Raw genomic sequence first — 10,713 nt, 5'->3', positions numbered from 1 at the left:
AAAAATTCTGCAAAGCAACGAGATAATAAAGAAGATAATGAGGTTCGCTTGGACAAATGGCTGTGGGCGGCACGTTTTTATAAAACTCGCACCATTGCGAAAGAAATGATTGACGGCGGTAAGGTGCATTATAACAACCAGCGTACCAAGCCGAATAAAACGGTGGAAGTGGGAGCGTTGATTAAATTACGCCAAGGCAATGAGGAAAAAGAAGTGCAAGTGCTTGCTCTTTCCACCCAACGCCGCGGCGCACCAGAGGCGCAGTTGTTGTATCAAGAAACAGCGCAAAGTGTGGAGAAGCGGGAGAAATGGGCGATTGCGCGTAAAAATAATGCTCTTTCAATGCCAAATCCTGAACGCCGTCCAAATAAAAAAGAGCGACGAGATTTGCTTAAGTTTAAATATCAGGATTGATCTTGTGATCGGCAAAATCGTCCCAATATTAAGCCCATTGCCAAGTTGAGTGTGAGCATCGTGGGGAACATATTCCTAAAGGTGAAATCTATTCTTTTCTTAATCCACTCAGCAAATGGCGTAACCTAAAGATTTATTGAGGACAAAATGACATATCAAGCAGACAACGACAAACTTTACCGTTATCTATTTAAAAACCGTGCTGTACGCGGTGAATGGGTACGCTTAAACCAAAGTTTTAAAGACACCTTAAACCCCCATCATTATCCGAAAGTGGTGCAAAATTTATTGGGCGAAATGATGGTGGCGACCAGTCTTTTAACCGCAACGCTAAAATTTAACGGCAGCATTACCGTGCAAATTCAAGGGGACGGCCCGCTCTCTTTGGCTTTAGTGAATGGTTCTGATGATCAAAAAATGCGTGCGCTAGCCCGTTTACAAGGGGAAGTGCGTGATGATATGAACCTAAGCGAAATGATTGGCAAAGGGGTATTAGTGATCACCATCACGCCAAATGAAGGCGAGCGTTATCAGGGCGTGATTGGTTTAGATAAACCAACGATTACGGAATGTTTAGAAGATTATTTCGTGCGTTCTGAGCAGTTGCAAACCCAGTTAATTATCCGTACAGGCGAATTTAATGGCGAACCTGTGGCAGCAGGAATGTTATTGCAAGTGATGCCAGATGGCGTGGGCGAAGAAGGGGATTTTGAGCATCTTGCTACTCTTACGGCGACGGTAAAAGATGAAGAAATCTTTGGCCTAAGCGCAGAGGAAATGCTTTACCGTTTATATCACGAAGAAACCGTGGAAATTTACCCTGCACAAAATGTGGAATTTTTCTGTGGTTGCACCCAAGAACGCTCAGGCGGTGCATTGCTATTATTACCAGAAAACGAAATTGACGAAATTCTCGCCGAACACAACGGCAGCATCGATATGCAATGCGAATGTTGTGGCACGCATTATTTCTTTAATAAAGAAGCCATTGAAAAATTGCGTGATTCCGCACAATAATTTGATTAGCACGAACTTCGGTTCGTGCTTTTTTATTTCTCTTCCCGCTCTCTTTTCCTTGATTCACATCACAAAACTTAACTATTTTGAGTAATGGAATGGTTTTTTTCTGATTTTGAGATCTACCTAACATTTTTTTTTTCGTACTTCACATAGAATACCGCTATCTTTTTTAATATTAACTTAATTGAGGTATATCTTATGACTGACGTAAAAAAACTAGTGGCAGAATTGGGTAACTTGGGTATTTATGATGTAAAAGATGTGGTGTATAACCCAAGTTATGAGCAGCTTTTTGAGGAAGAAACTAAGGAAGGTTTAGAAGGCTTTGAGAAAGGAACGGTTACCCAATCTGGTGCTGTTGCGGTGGATACAGGGATTTTCACAGGTCGTTCACCGAAAGATAAATACATCGTATTAGATGAGAAAACCAAAGATACCGTGTGGTGGACAAGCGATGCGGCGAAAAACGATAACAAGCCTATGAACCAAGCCACTTGGCAAAGTTTAAAAGAGTTAGTGACTAAACAGCTTTCAGGCAAACGTCTATTTGTGGTGGACGCATTCTGTGGTGCGAACCCAGATACTCGCTTAGCCGTGCGTATTATTACAGAAGTGGCGTGGCAAGCGCACTTTGTAACTAATATGTTTATTCGTCCGTCAGCGGCAGAATTAGAAAACTTCAAGCCTGATTTTGTGGTAATGAATGGTTCAAAAGTAACCAATCCAAATTGGAAAGAACAAGGCTTAAATTCTGAAAACTTTGTGGCGTTTAACATCACAGAAGGTATTCAATTAATCGGTGGTACTTGGTACGGCGGCGAAATGAAAAAAGGTATGTTCTCAATGATGAACTATTTCCTTCCGCTTAAAGGTATTGCATCAATGCATTGTTCCGCGAACGTGGGTGAAGATGGTGATGTTGCGGTGTTCTTCGGCTTATCAGGCACAGGTAAAACCACCCTTTCAACGGATCCAAAACGCCAATTAATCGGTGATGATGAACACGGTTGGGACGATGACGGAGTATTCAACTACGAAGGTGGTTGCTATGCGAAAACCATCAAACTTTCTGAAGAAAGCGAGCCAGATATTTATCGTGCGATTAAACGTGATGCCTTGTTAGAAAACGTGGTGGTGCGTGCAGATGGTTCAGTGGATTATGATGACGGTTCAAAAACCGAAAATACCCGTGTTTCTTACCCAATCTACCACATTGAAAACATTGTAAAACCAGTTTCTAAAGCAGGCCACGCGAAAAAAGTGATCTTCTTAACGGCTGATGCGTTCGGTGTGTTACCGCCAGTGGCAAAATTAACGCCAGAGCAAACGAAATACTACTTCTTATCTGGCTTCACCGCAAAATTAGCGGGAACAGAACGTGGTATTACTGAGCCAACGCCAACTTTCTCAGCCTGTTTTGGCGCGGCATTCTTATCACTTCACCCAACGCAATATGCAGAAGTATTAGTGAAACGTATGGAAGCCGCTGGCGCAGAAGCCTACCTTGTGAATACAGGTTGGAACGGCACAGGCAAACGTATCTCAATTAAAGATACTCGTGGCATTATTGACGCAATTTTAGATGGCTCAATTGATAAAGCGGAAATGTCTGAGTTGCCAATCTTCAACTTAGCCATTCCAAAAGCTTTGCCAGGGGTTGATCCTGCAATTTTAGATCCGCGTGATACTTATGCAGACAAGGCACAATGGCAAGCAAAAGCGGAAGACTTAGCAAACCGCTTTGTGAAAAACTTTGAAAAATATGCGACCAACGAAGAAGGTAAAGCCTTAATCGCAGCAGGGCCAAAAGCTTAATCATATAAAAATTACGAAAATTTACACCGCACTTAGGGGGCGTAAAACTGAAGTGCGGTGTTTTTTATATTGGAGGAAAATAATGGAACTAAAAGAACTATTAGATGTTTTTCATAAACTTATTCAGGATAAGGAAATCACGATAGTTTTTCTGGGGATTATTGTATATATCATACATATTTTATTTAAAATGGACTATATAAAGGAATATATTTCTTATCTGAGAAGAAATAAATTGGAAAGATTTGAGGACAGTCTGAATTTAGCAGAGGGGTATCCAGAAATTTGTTCTCTAATCCGTGAGAAAAGGCTAGAGTATTCCCTCTCAAAATCATTGAAAGTGAGAGCAGAGTTTAGGCGTATAGAGGCTTTAGTTAAGCTTTATTATAGTCTAGATAGGAAATATACATTCAATAGATTAATAAAGATGTCAAGGTATTTAAAATTGTGCGATGATGGGAAAATGGAAGTAAGCATAAATAAAGTAGATAGATTTGGTTATTGGTTCAATAATCTGTTTGGGTGGGGGGTATTAGGGATAGCTATTTTTATGCTTTGTTATGTTTTTATTCTTAATATGTTCTTTGATGGGGGAGAGCTCTCTAATGCAGATACTATTATTCTTACCATCCTGGGAACAGGTCTTTCATTTTTAGGTTTGGTAATCGTATCAGATAATATCCCATATGAAAATGCAAGAAAATTACAAAATGAACTTAGTAGCTCTTCTGATTCAACTTCTCAGCAAACAAAACATGAACAAGTAGAAACCTGATACTTTTATTTATACAGCCTGATCTAACTGCCTTAATGTCTAGATTGTGATTTCAGTAATTTTTCATTAGAATAAGCACAATTTTTGTGGAGATTTAAGGTGTCATTATGGCAAATTGGGACGGTAAATATATTAGCCCTTATGCAGAGCACGGTAAGAAGAGTGAGCAAGTAAAGAAGATTACGGTATCTATTCCAATTAAGGTGCTGGAAATTTTAACCAATGAGCGGACAAGACGTCAGCTCAAAAATTTACGCCACGCAACAAATAGTGAGTTATTGTGTGAGGCATTTTTGCACGCATTTACAGGGCAGCCATTACCGACCGATGAAGATTTGTTAAAAGAACGCCACGATGAAATTCCTGAGCAGGCAAAAGATATTATGCGTGAACTAGGGATTAATCCTGAGAAGTGGGAATACTAAATTTCAGATTTTGCTGAGAAATAGGTTGCAATTCCTAGTTGAGCTAAGTATAATCCACAAGCTTTCTTAGAAAGCCCTTTGATGTAATCATTTATTAAAGGCGTGTTACAGATTTTGTAATACATAAAATGTTCCCGATTGGGGGACTATAATATTAGGTTACTGCACTTCCCTTTCAATGAAGTTTATGAAAGGTGATGGTGTCAGTTTTATTTTAGCTAAAAATTATTGGAGCTCTGGTCTAATGCAGAACCAAAGAATCCGTATCCGCTTAAAAGCTTTTGATCATCGTTTGATCGATCAATCTACAGCGGAGATCGTAGAAACAGCTAAACGTACTGGCGCACAAGTTCGTGGTCCAATTCCTTTACCAACGCGTAAAGAACGTTTTACCGTGTTGATTTCTCCACACGTTAATAAAGACGCTCGTGACCAATACGAAATTCGTACACACAAACGTTTAGTAGATATCGTAGAACCAACAGAAAAAACTGTTGATGCATTAATGCGTTTAGATTTGGCTGCCGGCGTTGACGTGCAGATCAGCCTAGGTTAATTAAGAGGTTATGACAATGATTGGTTTAGTCGGTCGTAAAGTTGGTATGACTCGTATCTTCAATGAAGATGGTGTGTCTGTACCAGTTACTGTTATCGAAATCCAAGCAAACCGTGTAACTCAAGTTAAAACTCTTGAAAACGATGGCTATACTGCAATTCAAGTTACTACTGGTTCTAAAAAAGCGAGCCGTGTAACTAAGCCTGAAGCAGGCCATTTCGTGAAAGCAGGTGTTGAAGCTGGTCGCGGTTTATGGGAATTTCGTACAACTGAAGGTGAAGAATTCACTTTAGGTCAAGAAATTAATGTTGACATCTTTGCAGATGTTAAAAAAGTTGATGTTACTGGTACATCTAAAGGTAAAGGTTTCCAAGGTGGTGTTAAACGTTGGAATTTCCGTACTCAAGATGCAAGCCACGGTAACTCTTTATCACATCGTGTACTTGGTTCTATTGGTCAAAACCAAACTCCAGGTCGTGTGTTTAAAGGTAAAAAATGGCTGGACACTTAGGTGCTGAGCGTGTAACCGTTCAATCACTTGAAGTTGTTCGTGTAGATGCTGAGCGTAATTTATTATTAGTTAAAGGTTCTGTACCTGGTGCAACTAATAGTGATGTTATCGTTAAACCAGCAGTTAAAGCATAAGTCTAGGAGATAGAGATGGAATTACAAGTTGTAGGTGCAAACGCACTAACTGTTTCTGAAACTACCTTCGGACGTGAGTTTAATGAAGCGTTAATCCACCAAGTGGTTGTTGCTTATGCAGCAGGTGCTCGTCAAGGTTCTCGCGCACAAAAAACTCGTGCTGAAGTGTCTGGTTCAGGTAAAAAACCTTGGCGTCAAAAAGGTACAGGTCGCGCTCGCGCTGGTGATGTGAAATCACCAATTTGGCGTTCAGGTGGTGTAACTTTCGCAGCGAAACCACAAGATCACAGCCAAAAAGTGAACAAAAAAATGTACCGTGGTGCAATCAAAAGCATTCTATCTGAGCTTGTTCGTCAAGATCGTTTAGTTGTTGTTGAAAAATTCGAAATCGATGCACCAAAAACTAAAGCCTTAGTTCAAAAATTAAAAGATATGGCGTTAACTGACGCTCTTATCATCACTGCAAACTTAGATGAGAATCTATTCTTAGCAGCGCGTAACTTATACAAAGTAGATGTACGTGATGTTCAAGGTATTGATCCAGTAAGTTTAATCGCTTTTGATAAAGTGGTTTTAACTGTTGATGCAGTGAAACAAATTGAGGAGATGTTAGCATGATTCAACAAGAACGTTTGCTAAAAGTGTTAAAAGCACCTCACGTCTCTGAGAAAGCAACAAATAACGCTGAGAAGTCAAACACCATCGTTTTCAAAGTCGCTTTAGATGCCAACAAAGCAGAGATTGCAAAAGCTGTTGCAGAATTATTTGAAGTGAAAGTAGATTCTGTTCGTACTGTTGTAGTTAAAGGTAAAACTAAACGTCGTGGTACGAAGATGGGACATCGCAGTGACTGGAAAAAAGCTTATGTAACTCTTCAAGAAGGTCAATCACTTGACTTCGTTGAAGGTGCAGAGTAATTACGGAGGAGAAAGAAATAAATGGCTATCGTAAAATGTAAGCCGACCTCCGCTGGTCGTCGTCACGTTGTTAAAATCGTAAACCCTGAATTACATAAAGGGAAACCTTACGCACCATTATTAGATAGCAAATCTAAAACTGGTGGTCGTAATAATTTAGGACGTATTACTACTCGCCATATCGGTGGTGGTCATAAACAACATTACCGTTTAATCGATTTCAAACGTAACAAGTTAGATATCCCAGCGGTTGTTGAGCGTCTTGAATATGATCCAAATCGCAGTGCAAATATTGCTTTAGTGCTTTATAAAGATGGTGAACGCCGTTATATCTTAGCACCTAAAGGTTTAAGCGCAGGCGATCAAATCCAAGCAGGCGTAAACGCACCTATTAAAGTTGGTAACTCATTACCAATGCGTAATATCCCTGTTGGTTCAACTGTACATAATGTTGAATTAAAACCAGGTAAAGGCGGACAACTTGCACGTTCTGCTGGTGCTTATGTACAAATTATTGCTCGTGAAGGTAACTATGTAACTTTACGTCTTCGCTCAGGTGAAATGCGTAAAGTATTAGCTGAATGTTCTGCAACCATCGGTGAAGTGGGCAATTCAGAGCATATGCTTCGCGTTCTTGGTAAAGCTGGTGCTAACCGCTGGAGAGGCGTTCGCCCAACAGTTCGTGGTACAGCAATGAACCCTGTTGATCACCCTCACGGTGGTGGTGAAGGTCGTAACTTCGGTAAACACCCTGTTACTCCTTGGGGCGTTCAAACCAAAGGTAAGAAAACTCGCCATAACAAACGTACTGATAAATACATCGTACGTCGTCGTGGTAAATAATTTTTTAATCAATTAAAGAGGATAAGCCATGCCACGTTCTCTCAAGAAAGGTCCTTTCCTTGACCTACACTTGTTGAAGAAGGTAGAGAAGGCGGTGGAAAGCGGGGATAAAAAGCCAATTAAAACTTGGTCCCGTCGTTCAATGATCATTCCTTCAATGATCGGATTGACCATCGCAGTCCATAATGGTCGTCAGCACGTTCCAGTTTATGTATCGGACGAAATGATTGGTCATAAACTCGGTGAATTTGCACCGACTCGTACTTACCGCGGACACGCTGCGGATAAGAAAGCTAAGAAGTAAGGGGTAAAAGATGGAAACTATCGCAAAACATCGTTACGCTCGCACTTCAGCGCAAAAAGCTCGCTTAGTTGCGGATTTAATCCGTGGTAAAAAAGTAGATCAAGCGTTAGAAATTTTAACTTTCACTAACAAAAAAGCGGCATCGCTTGTTAAGAAAGTGCTTGAGTCTGCGATTGCCAATGCAGAGCATAATGATGGTGCAGATATCGATGATCTTAAAGTGACTAAGATTTTCGTAGATGAAGGTCCTAGTATGAAACGTGTTATGCCACGTGCTAAAGGTCGTGCAGATCGTATTTTAAAACGTACAAGCCACATCACAGTGGTTGTGTCAGATCGTTAATTTAGTAGAGGAATAGCAATGGGTCAAAAAGTCCATCCAAATGGTATTCGCCTAGGTATTGTTAAGCCTTGGAGCTCTACTTGGTTTGCGAATACACAAGATTTCGCATCTAACTTAGATGGCGATTTCAAAGTGCGTCAATTCTTAAATAAAGAATTAGCGAATGCTTCCGTTTCACGCATCACTATTGAGCGTCCAGCGAAAAGTATTCGTGTAACAATTCACACAGCTCGTCCTGGTATCGTAATCGGTAAAAAAGGCGAAGATGTTGAAAAATTACGTAACGCTGTTGCGGCAATCGCAGGTGTTCCAGCACAAATCAACATCGCTGAAGTGAAAAAACCTGAATTAGATGCAAAATTAGTTGCTGATAGCATCGCTTCACAACTTGAACGCCGTGTAATGTTCCGCCGTGCAATGAAACGTGCAGTACAAAACGCAATGCGTTTAGGTGCTAAAGGTATCAAAGTTGAAGTAAGCGGTCGTTTAGGTGGTGCAGAGATTGCTCGTTCAGAGTGGTATCGTGAAGGTCGTGTACCATTACATACACTGCGTGCGGACATCGATTATAACACTGCAGAAGCTCACACAACATACGGCGTAATCGGCGTTAAAGTGTGGATCTTCAAAGGTGAGATTCTTGGTGGAATGGCTGCAATTGAACAACAACCAGAACAACAACCTACCACGCCTAAAAAACCACGTGGTAAAGGTCGTAAGTAAGGAGAATTGCTAAATGTTGCAACCAAAACGTACAAAATTCCGTAAAGTCCAAAAAGGTCGTAACCGTGGAATTGCAGGTGGTACAGAAGTTAGCTTCGGTACCTTCGGTTTGAAATCAGTTGGTCGTGGTCGTTTAACCGCTCGCCAAATTGAGGCAGCACGTCGTGCGATGACTCGTGCGATTAAACGTCAAGGTAAAATCTGGATCCGTGTATTCCCAGATAAACCAATTACTGAAAAACCATTAGAAGTCCGTATGGGTAAAGGTAAAGGTAACGTTGAATACTGGGTAGCTTTAATCCAGCCGGGTAAAGTACTTTATGAAATGGATGGTGTGTCTGAAGAATTAGCAAGAAACGCATTTGCACTTGCAGCAGCGAAATTGCCAATCAAGACCACATTCGTAACTAAAACGGTGATGTAATGAAAGCTCAAGAACTACGTACAAAAACTGTTGAAGAGCTGAATGCTGAATTGGTTAACTTGTTAGGTGAGCAATTCAAATTGCGTATGCAAGCAGCCACCGGTCAGCTTCAACAAACCCATCAGTTAAAACAAGTGCGTCGCAGTATTGCACAAGTGAAAACTGTATTAACCGAAAAGGCGGGTGAGTAATGACTGATAATATTCGTAGCGTACAAGGTAAAGTTGTTAGCGACAAAATGGATAAATCTTTTGTTGTTGCTATTGAACGTAAGGTAAAACACCCGTTATACGGTAAATTTATCCGTCGTACAACAAAACTACACGTACACGATGAAAACAACGAAGCGAAATTAGGTGATGTCGTAGAAGTTCGCGAATGTCGCCCGATTTCAAAAACTAAGTCTTGGACTTTAGTTCGCGTTGTAGAAAAAGCAGTAATCTAATTTATTAGTTATCGCTTTAAATAAAACAATAGCCAATGGTGTATGCCATTGGCTTTTTTGTTGCATTATTATTTACTCAACGTTTATGGCTTTTTAAATATTTCCACACTTTCAATATCAGAAGCAGGATTGCTGTAAGCAAGTAAATCCATGCCCCTAATTGAAAACTTTTTGATGACCAAACATAATGCATTGCTGCAAAAAATAGGGCGATATAAGTGAGTTGATGTAAGGGAAAAACAGTTCTTTGTAAATAACGTTTTATAGCTGGCAGCATGATTACTGAGGTAAAAATGAAGATTACAAAAGCAAATGCACCTAATAGAAGATAAGGGCGTAGGAGTAATTCTTTAATAAACAGGGAAGTATCTAATCCCAGTTCAAGATAAAAATAGGCAATAATATGTAAACTCGCCCATACCATTGCCCATAGCCCTAAAATAGGGTGATAGGTTTTTTTAATTATGCCATTTGAATAGCCCTATCGCCTCTCTGAAGAGAAAAACACCTAGAAATAGGCTAAGTGCCATCCATCCTAAAAAGTGAATTAATTCTTTAATCGGATCGGCCCCAAAATATTGTCCTTGGTTGATAATGAGTTCATGACCTAGCCATATAAAAGGGGCGCCAGCAGTAAAATGCAGTAAGAAACGTGCTGATTTCATTAGTAATTAACCGTTAAATCTAATCCTTGGTACAGTGAGGCAACTTCATCATAACCATTAAACAGCAAGGTGGGTTGTCGCTTCACATTGAATAATCCGCCTGCACCAATAACACGTTCACTGGCTTGTGACCATCGAGGGTGAGGCACATTTGGGTTCACGTTGGCATAAAAGCCATATTCATGCGGCGCAAGTTGTTGCCAAGTATTGAGCGGACGAGTTTCGGTTAAACGAATTTTTACAATCGACTTTATGCTTTTAAATCCATATTTCCAAGGAACGACTAGACGTATTGGAGCACCATTTTGAGGCGTTAGCTTTTTGCCATAAAGTCCAACGGAGAGCAGCGTGAGTGGGTGCATTGCTTCAGCAATCGTTAAACCTTCCCGATAAGGGTAA

General features: G+C 40.4%; 18 protein-coding genes and 1 pseudogene. 16 read left to right on the top strand and 3 right to left on the bottom strand.

What is annotated here, in order from left to right:
* The 16 genes and pseudogenes from hslR to rpsQ form a co-directional block, all read left to right on the top strand.
* The coding region (hslR, locus tag C3Z13_RS04035) for a ribosome-associated heat shock protein Hsp15 (protein WP_281258768.1) at window positions 1-414 on the top strand (414 nt) is incomplete at its 5' end.
* A gap of 147 nt (window positions 415-561) precedes the next feature.
* The gene (hslO, locus tag C3Z13_RS04030; RefSeq protein ID WP_103855070.1) at window positions 562-1,431 is read left to right on the top strand and encodes an Hsp33 family molecular chaperone HslO; all 870 of its coding nucleotides are present in this window, start codon (window positions 562-564) and stop codon (window positions 1,429-1,431) included.
* 201 nt (window positions 1,432-1,632) lie between these two features.
* Entirely contained in the window at window positions 1,633-3,249 is a 1,617-nt protein-coding gene (gene pckA, locus C3Z13_RS04025; RefSeq protein WP_103855069.1) for a phosphoenolpyruvate carboxykinase (ATP), read from the top strand.
* Between the two features lie 82 nt (window positions 3,250-3,331).
* Complete coding sequence (locus C3Z13_RS04020; protein ID WP_103855068.1) at window positions 3,332-4,024, top strand: hypothetical protein; 693 nt, start codon at window positions 3,332-3,334, stop codon at window positions 4,022-4,024.
* 107 nt (window positions 4,025-4,131) lie between these two features.
* Window positions 4,132-4,449 (top strand): met regulon transcriptional regulator MetJ, encoded by a 318-nt coding sequence (gene metJ, locus C3Z13_RS04015; RefSeq protein WP_103853554.1) that lies wholly within the window; start codon window positions 4,132-4,134, stop codon window positions 4,447-4,449.
* A gap of 244 nt (window positions 4,450-4,693) precedes the next feature.
* The gene (rpsJ, locus tag C3Z13_RS04010; RefSeq protein WP_001181005.1) at window positions 4,694-5,005 is read left to right on the top strand and encodes a 30S ribosomal protein S10; all 312 of its coding nucleotides are present in this window, start codon (window positions 4,694-4,696) and stop codon (window positions 5,003-5,005) included.
* Between the two features lie 16 nt (window positions 5,006-5,021).
* A pseudogene (gene rplC / locus C3Z13_RS04005) lies at window positions 5,022-5,650 on the top strand (50S ribosomal protein L3).
* 15 nt (window positions 5,651-5,665) lie between these two features.
* Complete coding sequence (gene rplD, locus C3Z13_RS04000) at window positions 5,666-6,268, top strand: 50S ribosomal protein L4 (RefSeq protein ID WP_103853555.1); 603 nt, start codon at window positions 5,666-5,668, stop codon at window positions 6,266-6,268.
* Window positions 6,265-6,567 carry a 50S ribosomal protein L23 gene (rplW, locus tag C3Z13_RS03995; RefSeq protein WP_035687397.1) on the top strand — a complete coding sequence of 101 codons (303 nt, stop codon included), beginning with the start codon at window positions 6,265-6,267 and terminating at the stop codon, window positions 6,565-6,567. The genes rplD and rplW overlap by 4 nt, the downstream gene beginning before the upstream one ends.
* Before the next feature lie 21 nt (window positions 6,568-6,588).
* Window positions 6,589-7,410, top strand: a complete 822-nt coding sequence (gene rplB, locus C3Z13_RS03990; RefSeq protein ID WP_103853556.1) for a 50S ribosomal protein L2 — start codon at window positions 6,589-6,591, stop codon at window positions 7,408-7,410.
* A gap of 28 nt (window positions 7,411-7,438) precedes the next feature.
* Window positions 7,439-7,714: a 30S ribosomal protein S19 gene (rpsS, locus tag C3Z13_RS03985; protein WP_005539416.1), complete on the top strand. Its 276-nt coding sequence runs from the start codon at window positions 7,439-7,441 to the stop codon at window positions 7,712-7,714.
* A 10-nt stretch (window positions 7,715-7,724) separates the two neighbouring features.
* Window positions 7,725-8,057 carry a 50S ribosomal protein L22 gene (rplV, locus tag C3Z13_RS03980; RefSeq protein ID WP_017805227.1) on the top strand — a complete coding sequence of 111 codons (333 nt, stop codon included), beginning with the start codon at window positions 7,725-7,727 and terminating at the stop codon, window positions 8,055-8,057.
* An 18-nt stretch (window positions 8,058-8,075) separates the two neighbouring features.
* Window positions 8,076-8,780 (top strand): 30S ribosomal protein S3, encoded by a 705-nt coding sequence (gene rpsC, locus C3Z13_RS03975; protein WP_103853557.1) that lies wholly within the window; start codon window positions 8,076-8,078, stop codon window positions 8,778-8,780.
* Between the two features lie 13 nt (window positions 8,781-8,793).
* Window positions 8,794-9,204: a 50S ribosomal protein L16 gene (gene rplP, locus C3Z13_RS03970; protein ID WP_103855067.1), complete on the top strand. Its 411-nt coding sequence runs from the start codon at window positions 8,794-8,796 to the stop codon at window positions 9,202-9,204.
* Complete coding sequence (gene rpmC, locus C3Z13_RS03965) at window positions 9,204-9,395, top strand: 50S ribosomal protein L29 (RefSeq protein WP_017805230.1); 192 nt, start codon at window positions 9,204-9,206, stop codon at window positions 9,393-9,395. Before rplP ends, rpmC begins: the two co-directional genes overlap by 1 nt.
* Window positions 9,395-9,649 carry a 30S ribosomal protein S17 gene (gene rpsQ, locus C3Z13_RS03960; RefSeq protein WP_017805231.1) on the top strand — a complete coding sequence of 85 codons (255 nt, stop codon included), beginning with the start codon at window positions 9,395-9,397 and terminating at the stop codon, window positions 9,647-9,649. Before rpmC ends, rpsQ begins: the two co-directional genes overlap by 1 nt.
* A gap of 76 nt (window positions 9,650-9,725) precedes the next feature.
* Here the strand turns inward: rpsQ and C3Z13_RS03955 are convergent, their stop codons facing one another.
* The 3 genes from C3Z13_RS03955 to msrP form a co-directional block, all read right to left on the bottom strand.
* Window positions 9,726-10,091, bottom strand: coding sequence for a ferric reductase-like transmembrane domain-containing protein (locus C3Z13_RS03955; RefSeq protein ID WP_342750345.1), 366 nt, complete (start codon window positions 10,089-10,091; stop codon window positions 9,726-9,728).
* 16 nt (window positions 10,092-10,107) lie between these two features.
* Window positions 10,108-10,314, bottom strand: a complete 207-nt coding sequence (locus C3Z13_RS03950; protein WP_103855065.1) for a cytochrome b family protein — start codon at window positions 10,312-10,314, stop codon at window positions 10,108-10,110.
* Window positions 10,314-10,713: protein-methionine-sulfoxide reductase catalytic subunit MsrP (gene msrP / locus C3Z13_RS03945; protein WP_103855064.1), on the bottom strand; the 400-nt coding region annotated here is incomplete at its 5' end. The genes C3Z13_RS03950 and msrP, both read right to left, overlap by 1 nt.

The organism is Avibacterium endocarditidis, assembly GCF_002921145.1.
GTDB classification, from domain to species: domain Bacteria; phylum Pseudomonadota; class Gammaproteobacteria; order Enterobacterales; family Pasteurellaceae; genus Avibacterium; species Avibacterium endocarditidis.
The sequence above is the reverse complement of the archived record's forward strand: the minus strand, read 5'-3'. Positions and strand labels throughout refer to the sequence as shown.

Coding starts and splice junctions, on each gene's coding strand:
- hslO (WP_103855070.1), top strand. CDS start 562: ATGACATATCAAGCAGACAACGACAAACTTTACCGTTATCTATTTAAA.
- pckA (WP_103855069.1), top strand. CDS start 1,633: ATGACTGACGTAAAAAAACTAGTGGCAGAATTGGGTAACTTGGGTATT.
- C3Z13_RS04020 (WP_103855068.1), top strand. CDS start 3,332: ATGGAACTAAAAGAACTATTAGATGTTTTTCATAAACTTATTCAGGAT.
- metJ (WP_103853554.1), top strand. CDS start 4,132: ATGGCAAATTGGGACGGTAAATATATTAGCCCTTATGCAGAGCACGGT.
- rpsJ (WP_001181005.1), top strand. CDS start 4,694: ATGCAGAACCAAAGAATCCGTATCCGCTTAAAAGCTTTTGATCATCGT.
- rplD (WP_103853555.1), top strand. CDS start 5,666: ATGGAATTACAAGTTGTAGGTGCAAACGCACTAACTGTTTCTGAAACT.
- rplW (WP_035687397.1), top strand. CDS start 6,265: ATGATTCAACAAGAACGTTTGCTAAAAGTGTTAAAAGCACCTCACGTC.
- rplB (WP_103853556.1), top strand. CDS start 6,589: ATGGCTATCGTAAAATGTAAGCCGACCTCCGCTGGTCGTCGTCACGTT.
- rpsS (WP_005539416.1), top strand. CDS start 7,439: ATGCCACGTTCTCTCAAGAAAGGTCCTTTCCTTGACCTACACTTGTTG.
- rplV (WP_017805227.1), top strand. CDS start 7,725: ATGGAAACTATCGCAAAACATCGTTACGCTCGCACTTCAGCGCAAAAA.
- rpsC (WP_103853557.1), top strand. CDS start 8,076: ATGGGTCAAAAAGTCCATCCAAATGGTATTCGCCTAGGTATTGTTAAG.
- rplP (WP_103855067.1), top strand. CDS start 8,794: ATGTTGCAACCAAAACGTACAAAATTCCGTAAAGTCCAAAAAGGTCGT.
- rpmC (WP_017805230.1), top strand. CDS start 9,204: ATGAAAGCTCAAGAACTACGTACAAAAACTGTTGAAGAGCTGAATGCT.
- rpsQ (WP_017805231.1), top strand. CDS start 9,395: ATGACTGATAATATTCGTAGCGTACAAGGTAAAGTTGTTAGCGACAAA.
- C3Z13_RS03950 (WP_103855065.1), bottom strand. CDS start 10,314: ATGAAATCAGCACGTTTCTTACTGCATTTTACTGCTGGCGCCCCTTTT.